Origin of the sequence: Nitrosomonas sp. Nm84 (assembly GCF_003201565.1) — a bacterium.
Taxonomy (GTDB): Bacteria; Pseudomonadota; Gammaproteobacteria; order Burkholderiales; family Nitrosomonadaceae; genus Nitrosomonas.
In genome coordinates, this window is the sequence record NZ_QJJP01000019.1 from 31,254 (window position 1) to 52,788 (window position 21,535).

The following is a 21,535-nucleotide window of genomic DNA, read 5'->3' on the forward strand; positions in this document are numbered from 1 at the left end:
AGAAATTCCAGTATTTTCGTGGATAAATACGATGATACAAAACACGAACTCATAATCGTTTGAAACGATCAGCGGGTTGATCGAGCCAATGAATCAGTCCTTGCGTATTCAATCGAATGTCTGAGCGCAGAAGTTCATCACTTTCAGCTTGCGGTAAACGACAACCGTGTTCTGATAATCGTTCTAACAGCAACTTCCTCAGCGCGTCCGAAATAATCGATTGCCTATCAGATCCACTATCTTTTGCACTCTGAGCAATTGTGACATGCGCGTCAATCAAAGTGTGCATGGATTCTGCATGATGCGCCAAATTACCAATCTGACTATAGTGCGTAAGATACGCGTAACGCGGCGCATAGCGCATGATGCGATCTATTGAAGCGTGCGCTGCCTCAGGATCAAACTGTACCGGTGAAGTCGTGGGGAAAACAAATTCCAAGCCATTGACATCAAACTCCCGATACGAAACACCAAAGGTGTCGCCGGTAAAAAAAGACTGACTGCGTTCATCATAGATGCAGTTATGATGACGTGCATGGCCTGGTGTGTCGAGAAATAGTAATGAGCGACCATTCAGATCAATGCGACTTTCATCAGGCGCTTCAATAATTCGTTCGACGTCTATCGGATGAATCTCGCCATACACACGTTTAAATTCCGTTTCTCCATAAACACTCATTGCACCAGCGACAAGTCTTGCAGGATTCGCCATATGGCTCGCACCGCGCGGATGGACAACCAATCGGGCGTTTGGAAAAAGATGCATGCATTCGCTTGCACCGCCGGCGTGATCAAGATGGATATGTGTCAGTATGATATAGGCAACATCCTCAACCGCAATATTTTTTTGTTTAAGTGATTCAATGACACCCGGTATGGAAAAAGATGTGCCGGTATCAATAAGTGCAGCGGCACCTTTTTCAACGAGCAAGTGAATCGCCGCCCGTTTGGGGCGATGAAACTGTGCATCAATGGCGCTGATGCCGTGTTCATAATCGGTAACAAGTGGTAGTGGCATATTTCTCCGGATTTATTCGCAGGCGCTTGGCAAGACGAAAATACTTGGTATTATTTAGATGGATGCTTTAATTGTTCAAGAATGGCCGGGTTCTCCAGTGTGGAAATATCCTGGGTTATCTCTTCACCCTTAGCGAGCGTGCGTAATAACCGGCGCATAATTTTACCTGATCGGGTCTTCGGCAGATTTTCTCCAAAGCGAATTTCCTCAGGTTTGGCAATTGGGCCGATTTCTTTCGCCACCCATTCACGCAACGTATGAATGATTTCAGTAACCTCTTCTCCATGCGGAAATTGGCCTTTTAATACCACAAAGGCAATTACAACCTCCCCTTTGATTTCATGTGGCTTTCCGACCACAGCTGCTTCTGCGACCAACGTGTGCGCTACCAAGGCGGATTCAATTTCCATGGTTCCTAACCGATGCCCGGATACATTCAAAACATCATCGACGCGCCCCATGATCCAAAAGTAACCATCCTTATCACGGTATGCAGAATCACCCGCCAGATAATACTTTCCACTACCAGTATTTTCCGGAAAATACGTCTTCTTGAAACGCACCGGATCCCCCCAAAGTGTGCGGATTTGTGAAGGAAAAGGTTTTTTGATCACCAAAAAACCACCTTTACCGTTTTCTACATCACAACCGGCTTCGTCGACAATCGCTGCGAAAATTCCCGGCAGTGGAAAAGTACACGAACCGGGTTTAAGCGCAACCGCGCCCGGCGTTGGCGCTATCATATGGCATCCCGTTTCCGTTTGCCACCAGGTATCGACTATGGGACAACGCGACTGTCCTACTTTTTCATAAAACCACATCCAGGCTTCAGGATTAATCGGTTCACCCACTGAACCCAACAAGCGTAATGACGAGAGATCATATTGCGCCGGCAAATCCGCTCCCAGTTTGATCAGCGAACGAATTGCCGTGGGTGCAGTGTAGAATGTAGTGACCTTATGTTTTTGAATAATTTCCCAAAAGCGCCCGGCATTCGGGTAAGTCGGAATGCCCTCAAAAATCACTTGGGTCGCTCCCATCGCGAGAGGGCCGTAGGTAACGTAACTGTGGCCGGTAATCCAACCAATATCGGCGGTACACCAAAACACATCCGCAGGCTTGTAATCAAAAATCCATTGCATGCTTACTTTGGTCCCCAGCAAATAGCCTGCGCTGGAATGTTGCACTCCCTTAGGCTTACCCGTTGATCCGGAAGTATAGAGCGTAAACAAAGGATGTTCCGCGTTAACCCATTCCGGTTCACAATGTGTACTGGCATTCTGGGTAATCTCATGCCACCAAACATCGCGCGTCGGATTAAATGGTATGTCTGCGCCAGTGTGCCGGTAAACCACCACACATTTCACTGACGCTACGTCATTCATGTTCATGACTTCATCAACGGTTGCCTTGAGCGGATTATGCTTGCCACCACGCACTTGCTCATCGGCTGTAATAACAGCGATTGCACCGGCATCCACGATGCGTTCATGCAAGCTTTTAGCAGAAAACCCTCCAAACACCACCGAATGAATGGCACCAATACGCGCACAAGCTTGCATTGCGACAACCGCTTCAATGCGCATCGGCATATAAATAATGACGCGATCGCCTTTTTTAACATTCCTTGATTTCAGCGCATTGGCCAGCTGACAAACTCGTTGGTGGAGATCACGATAAGTGGATTGTATGACTTCACCATCATCCGATTCAAAAATGATAGCGACTTTATCCGCTTGTGTTGCCAAGTGCCGATCAAGGCAGTTATAGGAAACATTGAGTACACCATCGGCGAACCATTGATAGAACGGTGGCGTCCGGTCATCCAGTACTTGCGTGAAAGGCTTATGCCAAAGAATCTGTTCTCTCGCCTGTTTTGCCCAAAAACCCTGATAATCCAGTTCGGCTTCTGCACACAAAGTTAGATAGGCTTGAATACTGGATATATTGGCTTTCCTGGCAAATTCCTCCTTAGGCGGAAAAACACGGGTTTCATTTAAAACTGACTCAATGGTTGACATGTTATTCCTCCGTATTTCTTTTGTTCATTACGATTGCAAGAATTGTATCACTGGCATTATGTGTCATTTGAACTTCTTACTTCCAAGTACACACTTCGTGATGGGTAATCATCAAAAACAAGCACAATGATAGACGGAAGAATGTGTGCCAATCCTCGCTAAGGCATTACATATGGCGAAGTTTATGTTTCATATTTTATAAATTTTTGATAGAATACAACAATAGATGCGATGGGCTTTTTCAGCCCATTTTTTATTTGTGGCGGGGCTATGGTATTGGAAGAATTGCTGGAATCGACTCTGGAAGGAATGGGTTATGAGTTGGTCGAAGTGGAACGATTAGCACACAACAAGTTATTAAGAATCTTTGTAGACCAAGAAGGTGGCATCGGGATTGATGATTGCGTAGCAATCAGTAATCATTTGAGTCGGCTATTGGCTGTTGAAAATATTGATTATGGCCGACTAGAGGTTTCCTCTCCGGGACTTGACAGACCGCTGCGGAAAGAAGCTGACTTTCTCCGATTCAAAGGGGAAACCGTTAAATTGAAGCTGCGCATTCCTATACAAGGGCAAAGAAATTTTGTGGGGGTTTTACGGGAAGCAAATAATGGCATAATAAAACTTGAAATCGAAGGAAAACTGTTGGACTTTGAATTGAGCAACCTTGGGAAAGCGCGTTTGGTTCCAAAATTGTAGGTATATAAAAGTTTGGCTGGAGGACTATGAGCCGCGAAATTTTACTGTTGGTTGATGCATTGGCACGTGAGAAGGCTGTTGAAAAAGAAATTGTCTTCACAGCTCTGGAACTTGCATTGGCGTCCGCTACAAAGAAACGCTTTCATGAAGATATTGAAACACGCGTTTCTATTGACAGAGTAACGGGAGACTACCAATCTTTTCGCCGCTGGCTGGTGGTAGAGGACGATACTGTAGAAGATCCTGCCCGTCAGATCTCTTTAAATGACGCAAAAAGAATCAGTGATGACATTCACCTGGGTGATTATAGTGAAGAACCGCTAGAGCCCATCGAATTCGGACGTATTGGTGCACAAGCAGCGAAACAGGTCATATTCCAGAAAATACGTGATGCAGAGCGTGAACAAACACTGAATGATTTTCTTGAAAGAGAAGATTATCTGGTTACCGGAACCATAAAGCGCATGGAACGCGGCAATGCCATTATTGAATCCGGAAAAATTGAAGCCGAATTGCCACGTGATCAAATAATACCGAAAGAAAACCTGCGAGTGGGTGATCGAGTTCGTGCTTATTTGCACAAAGTCGATCGCACCTCCAGAGGACCACAGTTAAAACTTTCACGTATTTCTCCTGAATTTCTGATGAAACTATTTGAATTGGAGGTACCGGAGATAGAAGAAGGTTTGTTGGAAATCAAAGTAGCCGCACGAGATCCCGGATCACGCGCTAAAATTGCAGTCAAGTCAAATGATCAACGCGTTGATCCGATCGGCACCTGTGTAGGCATGCGTGGATCCAGAGTACAGGCGGTGATCAGCGAATTGGCCGGAGAACGCGTTGACATTGTATTATGGTCGGACGATCCTGCAACGTTCATCATTAATGCATTGGCACCTGCAGAAATTAGTAGCATCATGGTTGATGAAGAAAAGCATAGTATGGATATTGTGGTTGATGATGATAATCTGGCTCAAGCAATCGGTCGTGGTGGACAAAATGTACGACTCGCTTCCGAGCTGACCGGCTGGGAACTTAACATCATGACGGTAGACGAATCTAAAGCCAAGCATGAAAAAGAATCGTCACAAATATGTCAGCTTTTTATGCAAAAATTGGATGTTGATGAAGAAATTGCAGAAATACTGACACAAGAAGGCTTTGTTACGCTGGAAGAAGTGGCTTACGTTCCACTCAACGAAATGTTGGAAATCGAGTCTTTGGATGAAGAGACTGTCAATGAAATACGTAATCGAGCCCGCAATGTACTGCTGACGGATGCCATTGCCAATGAAGAAAAAGTGGAGCATGTTGCTGAAGATCTACTTGCATTAGAAGGTATGGATATTAATATTGTCCGAGAATTGGCATCAAAAGGTATTAATACGCAAGCTGACTTGGCTGATTTAGCTGCCGATGATCTGGTTGAGATGACAGGTATCGATATCGAGCATGCAAACCGTCTGATTATGAAAGCACGTGAACCGTGGTTTACTTGATTTAAATTATCGATTAATAATGTAAAGTATCAGAAATTATTTCTTTTGATAGAAACCTGGTTGTAGTTTTGATTGCTGAAAGGTTATAAATGGCTCAAATGAGTGTAGAACAATTTGCTAATGAACTAGGCTTGCTGCCAACAGTCTTGTTGGAACAACTTAAAGCCGCTGGTGTAAAGAAAACATTAGCAGAAGACAGTTTGACAGAGCAAGACAAATCTCAACTTCTTGATTATCTGAGAAAAACTCATGGCTCTGTCGGAACTAAAAATAAAGTTACACTAACTCGCCGTCAAACCTCAGAGATCCGAAAATCGGATGGTACTGGCAGAGCACGCACCATTCAAGTGGAAGTTAGAAAAAGACGTATACTGACAAAACCAGTTTCCGAGGATCTGGAATCCGCTCCACCTGCAGCTAAGTCAGCCGATATAACCAGTCAACCTGCTAGAGAATCTGTCATTGATGCAGAACAATTAGCGTTACGTAGTGAAGAAGCAAGAAAACAAGCGGAGCTGATGGCACGCCAAGCTGAAGAAATTAAGCAAAAGAAAGCGCGCAGAAAACCCGAATTCACTGAAGATATCAAGAAGGACGAAGAGGCAATCACTGCTTCAGGTCAGCCAACGGAGGCAACCACATCGATACCCGCTATCGCTGCGGAACCAGGAATTGATGCGCAAACAGAATCTGGCAAAAAAAATGAACCTGAGCAATCCAGTGAAACTCAATCAAATTCTACTGAAGGGACGCTACACAAACCTGCAGGAAAACCTGAAGAAAAAGCCGATAAGAAAAAGAAGCAAGCCAAACAGCAAGTGGTATGGAAAGATGAAAGCACTAAAAAACGTAGTGTTAAAACGCGTGGCGATCTTTCTACGGGCCAGGGTTGGCGTACCCGTAGGGATAAACATAGCAAACCAGTTCATCAAGTAGAAGAGCCAAATATTCACGGTTTTTCCGCGCCAACAGAACCTATCGTGCGCGAAATCATGGTACCAGAAACAATTTCTGTAAGTGCATTGGCGCAGAAAATGTCAGTTAAAGCAGCTGATGTCATTAAAGTACTCATGAAAATGGGCAGCATGGTGACCATCAATCAAATGCTGGACCAGGATACTGCCATGATTGTCGTAGAAGAAATGGGGCATATTGCAAAATATGCTGAAATGGACAATCCGGAAAATTTCCTCGCGGACAACGACGCACCTGTTACTGAAGCGGAATTGGTTCCGCGCGCACCTGTGGTGACCGTGATGGGACATGTGGATCATGGTAAAACTTCATTATTGGATTATATTCGCCGTACCCGGGTTGCTGGCGGTGAAGCCGGCGGCATCACGCAGCATATTGGCGCTTATCATGTAGAAACTGACCATGGCATGATTACCTTTTTGGATACACCGGGGCATGAGGCATTCACTGCCATGCGTGCGCGCGGTACAAAAATCACCGATATTGTCATTCTGGTGGTCGCCGCAGACGATGGCGTAATGCCGCAAACGATTGAAGCGGTTCATCATGCGAAAGCAGCAAAAATTCCTATTATCGTCGCAGTGAACAAAATAGATAAACCGGAAGCAAATGTCGAAAGAATTAGGCACGAATTAGTCGCGCATAGCGTAGTTCCGGAAGATTGGGGCGGCGACACCATGTTTGTCGAAGTATCTGCCAAAACCGGTCAAGGTGTCGATAATTTATTGGAAAGCATATTACTGCAGGCTGAAGTGCTGGAACTGAAAGCACCGACACAAACACCGGCGAAAGGTGTAGTGATTGAATCACGTTTGGATAAAGGACGCGGCCCGGTAGCAACTATTCTAGTGCAATCCGGAACTTTAAATCGCGGTGACGTTTTACTGGCCGGTGCGGTGTATGGCAAAGTACGTGCCATGAACGATGAGAATGGTAAGGCTATCAAGCAGGCCGGCACATCCATTCCGGTCGAAATTCAAGGCTTATCGGAAGTACCTGAGGCCGGTGAAGTCGTTTTTGTATTGGACGACGAACGCAAAGCACGGGAAATCGCCCTATTCCGTCAAGGAAAATATCGTGATGTCAAATTTGCCAAGCAGCAAGCAGCAAAACTTGAAAATGTTTTCGATCAACAACAAGACGTCAAAATACTGACTTTGATTATCAAGGCGGATGTGCAAGGCTCCTGTGAAGCATTGGCTTATGCGCTGGAAAAACTCTCAACCGATGAAGTGAAGGTAAATATTATTCATAGCGGCGTTGGCGCCATTATTGAATCGGATATCAATTTATCGTTGGCATCAAAAGCTGTTGTGATTGGTTTTAATGTGCGTGCGGATGCCAGTGCACGCAAACTGATCGCATCAAGCGGCGTTGATGTACGTTACTACAACATCATTTATGAAGCGGTTGACGAAGTTAAAGCCGCGCTTTCCGGCATGATGTCGCCGGATCGTAAAGAGCATATTGTGGGATTAGTGGATATTCGTGAAATTTATCGTATTCCAAAGATAGGTGTTGTTGCTGGGTGCTATGTCGTGGATGGTATCGTTAAAAGAAACTCATTGGTCAGAGTATTGCGAGACGGTTTGGTCATACACAGTTGCGAATTGGATTCACTGAAACGCTTTAAAGATGATGCAAGGGAAGTCAGAGAAGGTTTTGAGTGTGGCTTGTCCCTAAAAAACTATAATGATGTTCAAGTAGGGGATCAGCTGGAAGTTTATGAAATCGTCGAAACAGCGCGGTTTCTATAACAAGTGCGTTAACCAGCACCAATCCGATGCCCAAAGACTACTCCCGCACACTCCGTGTTGCTGATCAGATACAACGTGAATTGGCAGATCTCATGCAGCACGAGATCAAAGATCCCCGTGTAGGGCAAATTACCATTACCGCTGTTGAAGTGACTCGCGACTACAGTCATGCCAAAGTTTTTTACACGACACTAGCCAGCAAAGAAGATCTTTTCTTGGTGGAAAATGGACTTGATCATGCCAAGGGTTTTTTACGTTCAAGTTTGTCGCATCGGATGAAGTTGAGAGTGACGCCGCAATTGCAGTTTATCTATGATGAATCCGTCGAACGCGGTGTTCGTTTATCAAAATTGATTGACGAAGCAATTGCTCAGGATAAAATTTCCAGCTCCACAGACTCCGACAGTTAAAACACCTGCATGCATGCCGCACGCAAAAATTCCATCAGACAATCCGATCAAACCCGTTAAGCGCAACATCAGTGGTGTTCTATTATTGGATAAACCACACGGTATCTCTTCCAACAAAGCCGTACAAATCGCCAAACGCACCTTTTCCGCTGCCAAATGCGGCCATACCGGCACACTGGATCCGATGGCAACCGGATTATTGCCACTTTGTTTTGGAGAAGCGACTAAATTTTCATCGGTATTATTAGGCGCCGATAAGACGTATGAAGCAACATTAAAACTTGGTTTTCTAAGTACCACGGGCGATGCGGAAGGCGAAATCAGTCAACTCAGAACAGACTCTGGGAATCCCACTTTATCGTTATGTGAGCAAATAATTAAGCAATTCACCGGTACCATCATGCAAGTACCACCGATGTACAGTGCGCTGAAGCATCAAGGCAAACCACTATACGCTTACGCAAGAAAAGGCGAAGTCATTGAACGCCCGGCACGCGAAGTTATGATCCATGCAATACAAATCAAATCGCTGATAAACGACGAGTTGGCGTTAGCTATTCAATGTGGAACCGGCACTTATATTCGCACATTGGCTGAGGATATTGGTAAAGCATTGGGGTGTGGTGGCGCATACTTGCTTCAATTAAAACGTACGGTTATTGATCGCTTTGATTTATCTCAAACGCAAACTTTACTGGCATTGCAAGAAATGGATGCAACTGAACAAGCTCATTGTTTACTGCCCATTGATAGTTTGTTGCAAGAATTTCCAATAATCACTTTGGATGCGGTGGCAGCGTTACATATCGTGCAGGGACGGCTCATTTCCAGTCCACTATCCGGTATCAACAGTATGGCGGAAGGAAATACAGTACGTTTATATAATCACCAGCAACAATTTCTAGGACTTGGTGAAACGATGAGTGAACAAAGAATAATCGCAAAACGCTTGCTGGCAAATTCCGAGTTGCTTGGAATAGCCGTGTAATAAACTGTAGTAGTCGCAACCCGCTTTGGCGAAGTGACTATCCGATCAAGTCTGAACTACTACACGTCACTGTATTCCTAATCTATCGTATTACCCACTGATACCCTTGATAGAAAAATAGGAAATAGCCCCTATTACTCGCTTTTATTTTCAAATGACTACCGATGACCTTAGCGTAACCTGATGAAAATGAATGATGGACCAAACTTTGGTTAATAATGAGTAAAGGGATCAATGATGGAAAAAGGCGCGCTATTAAGCGTGTTGGCTGCTGAAGTAGAACAAGGAAAATTAGTTTTTCCTACCTCAGCCAATACAGCAATGAATATTAAAAGGAAGTTGGAAGATCCTGATTGCAGTATCGATTCAGTGACTCGACTCATTCAAGCCGAGCCGCTGTTGTCGACCAAGGTTGTGGCCGTGGCAAATTCCGCTGTTTTCAATCACTCAGGCAGAAGAATCACCGATGTGCGACTGGCAATTACACTGCTCGGCATGCGGACAGTCCGAAATTTAGCCACAGCTATTGTGGTGTGGCAATTTTCAGGATCTCAATCGAACAGTGCGCTAGTGTCTCAGTTATGGAAACATTCAGCCTATGTGGCCGCATTGGCTCAGGTTATCGCACGTCGAATCACGCACCAGGATCCGGATACGGCAATGTTCGCTGGCATGATTCATGAAATTAGCTGGTTTTATTTGTTAGCGCGTGAGAAATATTATCCTGGGCTGGTGGATGGAACTATGGCCAATTCGTGGATAGATGATGAGGATTCTGAAGATAACAGCGAGATTGAGTGTGAAATTAAAATTGGTACTGCAATTCTTAACGCGCTTTCAGTACCGGAGCCCGTGAAAGAAGGCATTATTTGTCTGTGGGAAGGTTATTTGGCTTTTCCGCCCAATACACTTGGAGACACATTATTGTTTGCAGATCAACTGGCGCCCGTCAAATCTCCCTTTACTTTTCTTTCGAGCCAGACTGATGACGACATCATCGGAAATATTGACGTATTAGCGGATCAGGAAACACTTAGCGCTATCCTCAAGGATTCTGAGAATGAAGTGAAATCGTTGACGGAAGCTTTGTGTGGGTAGAAAACCATCCATTCCAAATAAGAAATAACCAGCCAGAGCGGATTTTCGCATACCGATCAATCGCCCCGGTTTTTCCGGAGGCTGTCTGCTTGGAGTCAGGCTTGGCACCAAAATAATCATCGCGTACGAAACATAAAATAAGCCGCGCCCACCATACACAACGCTGCCCACAAATAATCCAATTTCAACGGCTCCTTTAAATACAGCAGCGCAAACGGTACGAAAACAGTCAGGGTGATGATCTCCTGCAGTATTTTGAGCTGTGCGACAGATAGTACGGTAAAGCCAATGCGGTTGGCGGGAACTTGCAGCATATACTCGAAGAACGCAATCCCCCAACTGACCAACGCTGCAATAATCCACGGCTTGTGATTCAGCTCTTTCAAATGTGCATACCAGGCAAAGGTCATGAACACATTGCTCATGGTCAACAGCAGAATGGTGTGCCAAATCTCGCGCATGTATCAAATTCCCAATTCCTGCCACATCGCATCCACCCGCTTTTTGACTGCCTCATCCATCACAATCGGCGTCCCCCACTCCCGGTTCGTCTCACCCGGCCATTTGTTCGTCGCATCCAATCCCATCTTGCCTCCCAACCCTGAAATCGGGCTGGCAAAATCCAGATAATCAATTGGCGTATTCTCAACAAGCAGCGTATCCCGTACCGGATCAACCCGGGTAGTGATTGCCCAGATGACTTCTTTCCAGTCACGTACATTGATGTCATCGTCAGTGACAATAATGAATTTGGTGTACATGAACTGACGCAAAAAGCTCCAGATACCAAACATCACGCGCTTGCTATGCCCGGCGTATTGCTTCTTCATGCTGACCACCGCCATGCGGTACGAGCATCCTTCCGGCGGCAGGTAAAAATCGGTGATTTCCGGGAATTGTTTTTGCAGCAGCGGCACGAACACTTCATTCAGTGCCACGCCAAGAATCGCCGGTTCATCAGGCGGTTTTCCGGTGTAGGTAGAATGATAAATCGGATTGCGGCGCATAGTGATGCGCTCGATGGTAAATACCGGGAAAGTTTCCTGTTCATTGTAATAACCGGTATGGTCGCCATAAGGGCCTTCCAGCGCAGTCTCATTGGGATGGATAGCGCCTTCCAGCACGATTTCGGCACTGGCCGGTACTTGCAGATCATTGCCGATACATTTCACCACTTCCGTTTTGGCACCGCGCAACAAACCGGCAAACTGGTATTCGCTCAAACTATCCGGCACCGGCGTCACCGCACCTAGAATGGTCGCAGGATCGGCACCTAAAGCAACGGCGAGCGGATACGGTTTACCCGGATTGGCGAGACTGAATTCACGAAAATCCAGCGCCCCGCCCCGATGCGCGAGCCAGCGCATGATCACCTTATTGGACGCAATGACTTGCTGGCGGTAAATACCCAGGTTCTGCCGGGTTTTATTCGGCCCGCGCGTGACCGTCAATCCCCAGGTGATCAGCGGTGCTACATCCCCCGGCCAGCAGGTTTGAATCGGTATTCGGCTTAAATCGACATCGTTGCCTTCCCACACAATCTCCTGGCATGGCGCGCTGCTCAACGCTTTCGGTGCCATATTCAACACCTGTTTCAACACCGGCAGTTTATCCCAGGCATCCTTCAGTCCTTTCGGCGGGTCGGGCTCTTTTAGATAAGCCAATAACTTGCCGACTTCTCGCAATGCTTCAACCGATTCTTGCCCCATCCCCAGTGCCACCCGCTTCGGCGTACCGAACAAATTACCCAGCACCGGCATGCTATGCCCTTTGGGATGTTCAAATATTACCGCCGGGCCTTGCGCTTTCAGGATACGATCACAGATTTCCGTCATTTCCAGCGCGGGATCGATCTCCGTTTGAATGCGCTTGAGTTCGCCCATGGCTTCCAATTGTGCGATGAAGTCGCGCAGGTCTTTATATTGCATGAATGAATCCTTAGCTCTGAAAGATGAGGAAATCGAATGCGATTCCGGCAAACACCACCATCCCTACCCAGTTATTGTGCAAAAATGCCTTGAAACACAGCGCCCGGTCACGGTTACGGATCAACGTATATTGGTACAACACCAACCCCGTTGCGACCATCAACCCGGCATAGTAAGCCAGATTCATCTGCTGCAATTGTCCGATGTAAATCATGATCATAATAAAGCAGGCATGACATATCATCACGCCCAGCACGTCAAAACGCCCGAAAGTAATCGCAGAAGTCCTGATACCGATTTTCAAGTCGTCCGGCTTATCGACTATGGCATACACCGTGTCATACGCAATTACCCAGAACAAATTGGCCAACATCAACAACCAGATGATGGACGGTAAGCTATCCGTTTGTGCGGCAAACGCCATCGGAATACCAAAACTGAATGCGATACCCAGATAAGCCTGCGGCATGGCAAAAAAACGCTTGGTGAATGGATACGTTCCCGCCAGGAAAAGTGCCGGCACAGACAGTAGAATCGTCAACTGATTCAAAGGCAAAATGAGCAGAAATGCGCACAGGCTTAATCCGGCCGCCAATAACAAAGCCTCTTTGGCGCTGACTCGGCCGGCTGCCATCGGGCGGTTCTTGGTACGTTCGACATGCGGATCGATGTTACGATCAGCAAAATCATTGATGACGCAACCTGCCGAGCGCATCAGGATCGTACCTAGGATAAAAATGACTAGAATATGCCAATCCGGCAACCCACGCGCCGCAAACCAGAGCCCCCACAACATCGGCCACAGTAGTAAAAGAATGCCGATCGGCTTATCGAGCCGCATCAGTTGCGCGTAGATTTGAATTCGATTGGCAATGCTCATAAGGGTAAATCCAGAATAGCCGGCAAAAACACTTCGGTCACTAAAATCGACTGTCCGTGCAACGTAAATAGTGAGCGCCGCGCCCACAGATGGGCCGGTTTTGTTGACAACTTAGCGCATGCACGGTCATACAGAAAATGACCTTGACTGACTTTTTTAAATTCCAGCGGTGTGCGCTCGATTCTAGGATTGGTAAACAAAACCGTTCCCAGTGATTTATTACCCAGTCCGCTCAAACCCCGCCACGCACCCCGCAAATTTTTGTGGGCTACCACAGAATGCGCAAATACCACCGGCGTATTGCCGCAATACAGATAAACTTCCCGCACCATCGCCAATTCATTGGCACGCAACCCCATCACATCCAGCTCATCTCCATACACTTTACTGAGCGACTGAAATACGCGCTTTACGCAAAAATGCGCACAACGATCCTGGATACGGCGCGTCAGTGATCCACGATCCTGTAGCCAGTTGCGTTGATGATAAGAAACAGAGGTCAGCGCAGCATGCCATGCCAACGGATGGGCTTTGTTCATCGTGGCAGCGCAAGCAAATGGGGTTGTTGCATGATGAGAAATCTTATACTGAAATCAGGCAAGGTCATTTTGAGAATTATACAGCAGTCTCAAAGCAGCAATTACAAAGCCCGAGTAATTTGTACAAGCCTCAATCAGATTCAGGCAATTTAGCAGGTCGTTAAAAAAAACGTCTTGGGCAGCCGATCCTAGGCGAAAACAAGCGAGAAAGCACAATTTATACATGACAAATGCGCATATTGCGCCTGTTTTGCGGCAACGCAGATAATTTTTCAACAGCCTGCTAGCATGATGCTTATGGTTTTAACTGCCCTTCCTTCTTTTCTTCATTGACTTCTGCGGGTTTTTCACTGCTGCCGTCATCGGCCAGCTTGCTGCCGACATAGCTTCCAACCGCACCACCGACTAAAGCTGGCATAACCGATTGCATGACTGATGGATTCTGAGCTGGCGCATTAGCAGTTGGCGCAGGCGCTGCATTTGAACCGGCTGCTGCCGGTGATGGTGATGACGCAGGTTGACTTGGTGCATCCGCTTTCTTCTGCTGTGTCGCCGCAGGCTTGGAACCAAAAGAACCTTTTGATCCGCTGCTCTTACCTGGTTTTGCATACAGATTATTTGAAAACACCAATGAAACCAAAACAACAAAAAGCAATCTTTTCATATGTATTAACCTTAAAAAATCAATTTAAAAATAAAATCACAGCACCGTTGCATCCGCATCGGTTTTCTCAATTGCGCTACATGACACAATGACAACGTGAATGCTCCCGTTACTCTCGCGTCACCAGGCAACAAACCATAAAATGGGCCGCAATTTTGGGAAAATTTTCAGACCATGTCAATCAGTATTGCAAACTTTCGCAACCTGTCGATCAGGAACAATACGCTCCGATGATTTTATCAACCGAGCGAATGATCAGCGCCATCGAAACAGCACCCGGGTCGGGCGTGCCGATACTCCGCTCCGCATGAGGGCGCGCGCGACCAATCCTTGGCAACAAATCCTTGGTGGCTTGGGCTGCTTCATCAGCAATAGCGGCTGCAGCCGTCCAACTGGCGGAAATCGAACGATTACATGATGCACCCTGAGCAAGTGCCGTTGAGAATGGGTGAAGCACATCGACAAAGGTTTTGTCACCCGGCTGCGCTTTACCAAGATCCATGACATCGCGAAGCGCGGCGGCAATACCGGCAGCAATGACAGAGGCGGTCGGTATTGCTTCGTCACCCAGCGCGCCACCCAGATTCCGCAGGATAATCCCCCATAAGGCACCCGATGTGCCACCAGCCCGATCGGACCAAGCATCGCCGGCAACTGTCAGCAATGTGCCCACACCGGCCTTGGCGTCCAATGCCTCCTTTGCCGCGACGACCGCCGCTGTCAGTCCACGCTGCATACCTAAACCGTGATCACCATCTCCCGCAATTGCATCCAAGCAACCCAGTTCTTCCCGTTTCTCATCAATCACTTCACTGGCAGCCTTGAGTGCCGCAAATGCTACCGTTGCAGCTACTTGCGAATTTGCAGAACCGATTGTTAATCGACGTTTACCTGAGAATTTGGTTACATCGGCGTTATCACCATCGGACTGGGCGATATGACCCCGATGAAATGCGGGGGTGTCCGCCGCCGCAATCCAGGTATGTTCAAGTTGATCGTTCAACCAGAATAGCGTCAGCGAAATACCTGCCATGTCGAAACTGGTGATTAATTCACCGACCACCGGTTCGACAATGGCCAATCTATGCGCGGACAGCAGTTGATCAACCTTGCGGTAGACAACAAACAACTCTTCGTGTTTTACGGTACCAAGACTGTTCAGTATCACGCCGATGCGTGCACCATCCGAGTTGCCGACAACCGCAGGAATCTCCGACAACAGTTTGTTCACCAAAATTTCTGCCAAACCGTCGGCAGTTGGCGCATCCATGCGATAGAGGCCGGATTCGCCATGAATGCCCATGCCGACTTCCATCTTTCCGTCAGCCACTTCAAAGAGCGGTTTTCCGGCACCTGGCAGCGTGCAGCCGGAGAATGCAACGCCCAGTGTCCGTACGCGCTCATTTGCTTCTGTCGCTATGCGAAATACCTCATCAAGAGATTTTCCTGCATCGGCGGCAACTGCGGCGGCCTTGAAAACCGGCAAAGTGCCGGCAATGCCGCGGCGTTTATGTTTCTCAGCAGCAGACGCGGATGCAGTGTCATCGGTCACAACGACCGTGCGCACGTCAATGCCCATTGCACAAAGGCGCTCTTGCGCCTGGTTGAAATTGAGCACGTCGCCGGCATAATTGCCGTAGCTGAACAGAATACCACCCCCTGCATCCACAGCCTGCGCCACGTTGCAGATTTGCTGCGCAGATGGCGACGCAAAGACATTTCCCATGGCAGCACCATGCGCCAATCCCGCGCCGACAAAACCACCAAAGGCCGGGTAATGCCCGGAACCGCCGCCGATAACAAGCACCACCTGACCAGGCTTAGCCTTATGCCGACGGATCACGCCACCATCAACCGGATATATTTGATTACGGTGTGCTGCAGCGAACCCCTCAATCAGTTCGTCTGTAAACTTTGTCGGATCATTGAATAAATGAGTCATTGCTTGAATAACCGTATTGATCGCCCATCAACATCGCCATGATCTAATGTTAGATGCCAATCAGCAGATATGCGGAAATGCCAATGCGCTGGCTTTGTAGCTTGACTGGAATCCTAAAGAATTGACCGCAATAAGTAAAGCGGTGAACAATGCAATCATCAGCGTAAAGAAACCACAGGTGCTGAGCTCATCGCACCCGATCGAACTGTTCGCGTAGATTCTCGACAGCCCCGGGCTCGCCGCGAACCCGAAAGAAGGCCCCCTCATTGTCTGAGCGTTCTTCCAGTACCTGACAGCTCGCGTAGATTCCCCCGCGCAGTTGTTGTGCCGACCAAGGCAGAAAAAGTTCTGCTTCGACCAGATTTTGCTGAAAAAACGCCACGATCTTCTGACGCAACTTCGCAACCTCATCCGGTCGACGTGCGCTCATCACGACGCAATCCGGATATTGCATCCGCAAGGCCGCATCGCGCCCCGCTTGCGCCGCTGCATCGCCGACGTGATCAATCTTGTTGAAAATGCGAATGCGTGGCACAACATTCGCGCCGATCTCCGCCAGCACTTGATCGGTAACCTCAAGCTGGCGCTCAAACCCGGGATCGCTGGCATCAATGACGTGAAGCAGCAAAGATGCATCCAGCGCCTCGTCGAGCGTTGACTTAAACGAGGCGACCAGTCCGTGCGGCAGGTTCTTGATGAAACCAACCGTGTCGCTGACGAGTATACGTGGCACGCTCTCCGGATGGAGAGTTCGCACTGTGGTATCCAGCGTAGCAAAGAGTTTATTTGCAACCAGCACCTCACTTCCCGTGAGCGCCCGCATCAAGGTGGATTTACCTGCATTCGTATAGCCGACCAGTGCCACACTGGCCAGCCCTTGGCGCTCTTGCCGCCGCGCGCGCTGCGTCTTGCGTTCCGCATCCATTGCAACGATTTCCTGTTGCAGTTCGGCGATGCGATCGCGGATCTTGCGTCGATCCAACTCAGTGTGCGATTCGCCGCCTCCCCGACCACCGACGCCGCTGCGCTGCCGCCCTTGCGGTCCGGCAAGCTTCGCCGCCTCGCGCAGACGTGGCGCCATGTATCCAAGACGCGCAATCTCCACTTGAGCACGCGCAGCGCGAGAGCGGGCATTCCGATGAAAGATCTCTAAAATGACCATGGTGCGATCCATCACTTCGCAACCAACCTCATTTTCAAGATTGCGTGCCTGCGATGGTGAGATCTCGTGGTCGACCAAGATGGTGTCGATGTTACGGTTATCAGGATTGGTGATTATTTCTTCAAGCTCGGCGGATCCGGCTTTGTTGTTCACAAAGCAGCTTATTTCCTGCCGCTTGCCGACGCCAAGATATGCCGTCGTGTCGAAGCTAGAGCGTTTCTGCACAAACGTCTTGACGACCTCATATCCCAGAGTTTTTGCAAGTTCTCGCAACTCACTCAGCGACGCCTCGAACTCTACATCATTCACACTCGGCAATTGAACGGACGCCACGACGGCAACCTTGGGTTTTTCTCTGACTTCTATTGGCATTAGGCGGCACATTTCTTGATTGAATGAAATCAGATAGTACCTTAAAAAGATTCCGTCGCATTCACTGAAATCCCAAAATCGACCACAATAAATAACTCAGATGGATCATTCTTCTTCACTTTGTGTTTCTGTTTTTACAACTAGGTCATTTTGTACAGATTTCACATCTTTTTGCCTTCCAGCCACTTCTATCGCTTTATCAATGTTTTCTTGAGAATCGAGCGCACCGCTCAGTTGCACGATGCCATTCACCGTAGTTACTTTAATTTGAAATACTTTAAGCAAAGGATCATCAAGAATAGCTTTTTTAACATTCATAGTAATTACTGAATCATCAACATACTGATCAGTCGCTTCAATTTTCTCGTTGAATGACTTTTTTGCATCATCCAGTTTTACTTCCGCTTTCTCTGTTACTTCCTCAATCTTTTGTTCAGCATTCTCAATCGAACGATCCAGTTTTTGCCCTACCATTTCAGTCGGTCCTTTTACAACCAGGTCATTTTGCACAGACTTCACATCTTTTTGTCTTCCAACCACTTCTATCGCTTTATCAATGTGTTCTTGAGAATCGAGCTCACCGCTCAATTGCACGATGCCATCCACCGTAGTTACTTTAATTTGAAATACTTTGAGCAAGGGATCATCAAGAATAGCTCTTTTAACATTCACAGTAATTGATGAATCATCAATATACTGACCAGTCGCTTCAATTTTCTCGTTGAGTATCTTTTTCGCATCATCCAGTTTTACTTCCGCTTTCTCTGTCGTTCCCTCAATCTTTTGTTCAGCATTCTCAATCGAACGATCCAGTTTTTGCCCTGCCTTTTCAGCCGGTCCTTCTTGTTGGCAACCAATTAATCCTAAAACAGCAGATAAGCCAGCAATTACAATGACTCTTTTTGCCAAAATATCTTGTTTATATGCATTTGTCATTTTCATAGCTTCTCCTCAAATTGTTATTTAAATCAGTAGCGCAGCACGCAACCTATCCATTAAAAAAGTGCCCCCGGGCAAGCGCTGCCCTATGCAATCAAACACGATGCACCCACCCTAGAAATCCGCGTGCATTTGAAGTCTAGCGGGAGGACTGAAGGAGATCTGTTCGCTCTCGCACATAATACTTTTGTAATTTTTGTAGTTAAGTTCTCTTCTTTTCGAATTTTTAATCAAAACCATTCGTTGCCTTTGTTGTTATGTATCTTCAGTTTCTCTACAAAACCTAATTGATTAAACCGAAGTTTTAACATAATATGAATCAAGATTCGCCAGTTATTTTGTGCATTGCCGCTTTGCTTAACAGAGTTATTACGTTTAACACTTGGGCTACCCTCAATGCATATTCTCTTGATGCAAGCATCACACCAGTACTTTTAACTTAATGTTGTGTAGCTATTTCAAGACTAGTTATCGCATGACGTGCTATTTTTATTTGACTGCACATCTGATTGAAAAGGCGAATTAATAAAAATAATGTTTTTAACCATAAAAATATCAGGCCTGCTACAATCTCTAATGTTATTAACTGTTGACATGGACTATTAGGTGATTTCTTTCAAATGAGTATCTCAATTTAAATAGGCAACTAAATTAATTGCCTGCTTTAAATTTCGCTTTTTTAATTTTCTGAATAGTATCTTCTACTATTCATTATTACATTATTACAATTTTTGCAACTAGATTTTCTATAGTTGATGCGGCTTAAGCGACTAATAAATAAATGAAAATGACATTAACTTGCGATCCTCGAGATAATCGTATTTTGTATGCACTTAGGCAGGTCGAGTTTGAACTGTTAGAGCCTCACCTTGAATTGACAACGATGTCTCGCGCTGAAGTATTATTCGAAGCCCACGACAAATTGCAGTACATCTATTTCCCCATTACAGCTACTGCATCTTTGTTATGCTCTCTGGAGGATGGTACGACCGTAGAAGTGGCAATGGTTGGCAGTGAAGGCGTACTGGGAGTTTCAGCTCTAATGGGTAGCGATGTGGCATTGACGCAAGCAATTATCAACATACCAGGTTACTGCTATCGAGCTTCCATAAAATCGTTACATGGTATCTTATCCCGTAGCGGAGGCCGTCGCGCTGGTTCACTGCAGAAATTGATACTACGCTATGCCCAAACGCTTTTCATACAAATGGCACAAGCAACCGCGTGTAATCGACGTCATGCACTGGAACAGCAACTATGCTATTGGCTGCTTTCAAATTTTGACCGCGGACGTTCAGATAGTTTATCAATGACCCAAGAATCAATTGCTTATATACTTGGCGTTCGTCGTGAAAGCATCACTGAAGTAGCAAAAAGATTGCAAGAAGCTGGAATTATCGAGTATTACCGTGGCCACATAAAGCTTAAGAGTAGAATAAAACTAGAAACAGCAGCCTGTGAGTGTTACGGAATAATGAAGGAAGAATTAGTTCGGCTGGCCACAGATTTACAAGTCAAGCTGATCGCAGACTTACAAGTCGCATAATCAGCGCAACAAGCTCGCCTCATGCTAAAACCAGCATCGTTTTGCAATTCGTTACAGCCTACGCAAATAAAGAAACACAAAAAGCTTCGCTACATTTAATTTAACAGTGTTTTTCTAGGCATTTGAGCTGAAATCTTTTGGGATTCTACTAGCAGCTTCTCTACCACGCGATTCCAAGCTGCACCAAAAACATCTAGCACTACCTCACCCACTCCAGCTTCAGACAAACCATGGTTTTTAACTGGAATCAATCGTTTATGGCATTTACAAATACTTTCAAAAGATTCATCATAAGCATTCGGATCAAGATATCCCAGAGAGTAAGAACAAAGAAGTGAGAATTTTTGTTTCTGGAGTAGATCACTCCACAAATCTTCCATTTGCAAAACTGTGTTGTGTTGACCTTCCTCCCAGAGTATATCCACCATGCCGCCAAAAACTCGAACTTTGCCATATTTTAATTGCAAAGTTTGAAGTGGAATCCCCACGTATTCCTGAAAAACCTGCTCCTCAAATACGCCATCAATCAGTAAACTTGATAGCAAAAACTGAGCATCAAAGAATTTTATTTGACCTTGATTTCGGATAGATTGCATATCAAAACCTAGTGCATCTAGTCCGGATATTATAGCTTTCCTTAAAGCAGGTCTGGCAAGAACAACAATCGACTCATCATTAAGCAAACCCGCTTTAATATAATCGGTAACTGCTTTTGCCTGAGAAGCTTCATTCTGACAGACCTGAGCAACGTAATTACCTGTAGGATTTGTTAAATGCCATATCCGATTATCCATAAATCCTCCCTCATTAATCAACGTGTTTTAAAACATTACAAGGGAATGCTACAACATTATCTATAAAAAAACAAAGCCGAATTATCAGCGTATGTTAATTAAGTATAAGAATTTTCGTGTCATTTAAAATTTAAAGAAAATTCTTTCATCAATTTAAAGAAAATTCTTTCATACAAATCGATATCATTGATCCCTATAGAAATCAGTATAAGAGGTGCTACTGGATACTTTTCCTATTCTTGACCACTATACTTTTTCTTTCAAAAGGTTATTATCGTTTGACATCTGGCACGAAAGCCTCAGT

18 protein-coding genes are annotated in these 21,535 nt (G+C 46.2%); 7 read left to right on the forward strand and 11 right to left on the reverse strand.

Annotated features, from left to right (window positions below):
- Positions 1 to 49: 49 nt before the first annotated feature.
- Both C8R34_RS10440 and acs read right to left on the reverse strand, forming a co-directional pair.
- The gene (locus C8R34_RS10440; RefSeq protein ID WP_110340454.1) at positions 50 to 1,018 is read right to left on the reverse strand and encodes an MBL fold metallo-hydrolase; all 969 of its coding nucleotides are present in this window, start codon (positions 1,016 to 1,018) and stop codon (positions 50 to 52) included.
- Between the two features lie 50 nt (positions 1,019 to 1,068).
- Positions 1,069 to 3,039, reverse strand: a complete 1,971-nt coding sequence (gene acs, locus C8R34_RS10445) for an acetate--CoA ligase (protein WP_110340456.1) — start codon at positions 3,037 to 3,039, stop codon at positions 1,069 to 1,071.
- A gap of 270 nt (positions 3,040 to 3,309) precedes the next feature.
- Here acs and rimP point away from each other — a divergent pair, with 270 nt between their 5' ends.
- The 6 genes from rimP to C8R34_RS10475 all read left to right on the forward strand — a co-directional run bounded on the left by rimP (position 3,310) and on the right by C8R34_RS10475 (position 10,465).
- Positions 3,310 to 3,738, forward strand: a complete 429-nt coding sequence (gene rimP, locus C8R34_RS10450) for a ribosome maturation factor RimP (RefSeq protein ID WP_110340512.1) — start codon at positions 3,310 to 3,312, stop codon at positions 3,736 to 3,738.
- A gap of 26 nt (positions 3,739 to 3,764) precedes the next feature.
- Positions 3,765 to 5,237, forward strand: a complete 1,473-nt coding sequence (gene nusA / locus C8R34_RS10455) for a transcription termination factor NusA (protein ID WP_110340458.1) — start codon at positions 3,765 to 3,767, stop codon at positions 5,235 to 5,237.
- Positions 5,238 to 5,326: 89 nt separating this feature from the next.
- Entirely contained in the window at positions 5,327 to 7,969 is a 2,643-nt protein-coding gene (gene infB / locus C8R34_RS10460; protein WP_110340460.1) for a translation initiation factor IF-2, read from the forward strand.
- 26 nt (positions 7,970 to 7,995) lie between these two features.
- Positions 7,996 to 8,379 carry a 30S ribosome-binding factor RbfA gene (gene rbfA, locus C8R34_RS10465; RefSeq protein ID WP_110340462.1) on the forward strand — a complete coding sequence of 128 codons (384 nt, stop codon included), beginning with the start codon at positions 7,996 to 7,998 and terminating at the stop codon, positions 8,377 to 8,379.
- A 13-nt stretch (positions 8,380 to 8,392) separates the two neighbouring features.
- On the forward strand, positions 8,393 to 9,367 hold the full coding sequence (truB, locus tag C8R34_RS10470) for a tRNA pseudouridine(55) synthase TruB (protein WP_110340464.1): 975 nt from the start codon (positions 8,393 to 8,395) through the stop codon (positions 9,365 to 9,367).
- A 234-nt stretch (positions 9,368 to 9,601) separates the two neighbouring features.
- Entirely contained in the window at positions 9,602 to 10,465 is an 864-nt protein-coding gene (locus C8R34_RS10475) for an HDOD domain-containing protein (protein ID WP_258364460.1), read from the forward strand.
- Between the two features lie 116 nt (positions 10,466 to 10,581).
- Here C8R34_RS10475 and C8R34_RS10480 read toward each other — a convergent pair whose 3' ends face one another.
- The 8 genes from C8R34_RS10480 to C8R34_RS10520 all read right to left on the reverse strand — a co-directional run bounded on the left by C8R34_RS10480 (position 10,582) and on the right by C8R34_RS10520 (position 18,894).
- Positions 10,582 to 10,926, reverse strand: coding sequence for a DMT family protein (locus C8R34_RS10480; RefSeq protein WP_110340466.1), 345 nt, complete (start codon positions 10,924 to 10,926; stop codon positions 10,582 to 10,584).
- A gap of 3 nt (positions 10,927 to 10,929) precedes the next feature.
- Positions 10,930 to 12,393: a 4-hydroxy-3-polyprenylbenzoate decarboxylase gene (ubiD, locus tag C8R34_RS10485; protein ID WP_110340468.1), complete on the reverse strand. Its 1,464-nt coding sequence runs from the start codon at positions 12,391 to 12,393 to the stop codon at positions 10,930 to 10,932.
- Between the two features lie 10 nt (positions 12,394 to 12,403).
- Positions 12,404 to 13,273, reverse strand: a complete 870-nt coding sequence (gene ubiA / locus C8R34_RS10490; protein ID WP_110340470.1) for a 4-hydroxybenzoate octaprenyltransferase — start codon at positions 13,271 to 13,273, stop codon at positions 12,404 to 12,406.
- A complete protein-coding gene (locus tag C8R34_RS10495) occupies positions 13,270 to 13,812 on the reverse strand; it encodes a chorismate lyase (protein WP_110340472.1) in 543 nt (180 codons plus the stop codon). Before C8R34_RS10495 ends, ubiA begins: the two co-directional genes overlap by 4 nt.
- A 295-nt stretch (positions 13,813 to 14,107) precedes the next feature.
- On the reverse strand, positions 14,108 to 14,476 hold the full coding sequence (locus C8R34_RS10505; protein WP_132467089.1) for a hypothetical protein: 369 nt from the start codon (positions 14,474 to 14,476) through the stop codon (positions 14,108 to 14,110).
- Between the two features lie 211 nt (positions 14,477 to 14,687).
- On the reverse strand, positions 14,688 to 16,418 hold the full coding sequence (locus C8R34_RS10510; RefSeq protein WP_110340478.1) for a dihydroxyacetone kinase family protein: 1,731 nt from the start codon (positions 16,416 to 16,418) through the stop codon (positions 14,688 to 14,690).
- Between the two features lie 187 nt (positions 16,419 to 16,605).
- On the reverse strand, positions 16,606 to 17,952 hold the full coding sequence (gene hflX / locus C8R34_RS10515; protein ID WP_110340480.1) for a GTPase HflX: 1,347 nt from the start codon (positions 17,950 to 17,952) through the stop codon (positions 16,606 to 16,608).
- A gap of 105 nt (positions 17,953 to 18,057) precedes the next feature.
- Entirely contained in the window at positions 18,058 to 18,894 is an 837-nt protein-coding gene (locus tag C8R34_RS10520) for a BON domain-containing protein (protein WP_110340482.1), read from the reverse strand.
- 778 nt (positions 18,895 to 19,672) lie between these two features.
- On the opposite strand from C8R34_RS10520, the gene C8R34_RS10525 reads away from it, so the two are divergent.
- Positions 19,673 to 20,437 carry a Crp/Fnr family transcriptional regulator gene (locus C8R34_RS10525; RefSeq protein WP_110340484.1) on the forward strand — a complete coding sequence of 255 codons (765 nt, stop codon included), beginning with the start codon at positions 19,673 to 19,675 and terminating at the stop codon, positions 20,435 to 20,437.
- Positions 20,438 to 20,532: 95 nt separating this feature from the next.
- Here the strand turns inward: C8R34_RS10525 and C8R34_RS10530 are convergent, their stop codons facing one another.
- The gene (locus tag C8R34_RS10530; RefSeq protein WP_110340486.1) at positions 20,533 to 21,231 is read right to left on the reverse strand and encodes an MEDS domain-containing protein; all 699 of its coding nucleotides are present in this window, start codon (positions 21,229 to 21,231) and stop codon (positions 20,533 to 20,535) included.
- Positions 21,232 to 21,535: the final 304 nt, after the last annotated feature.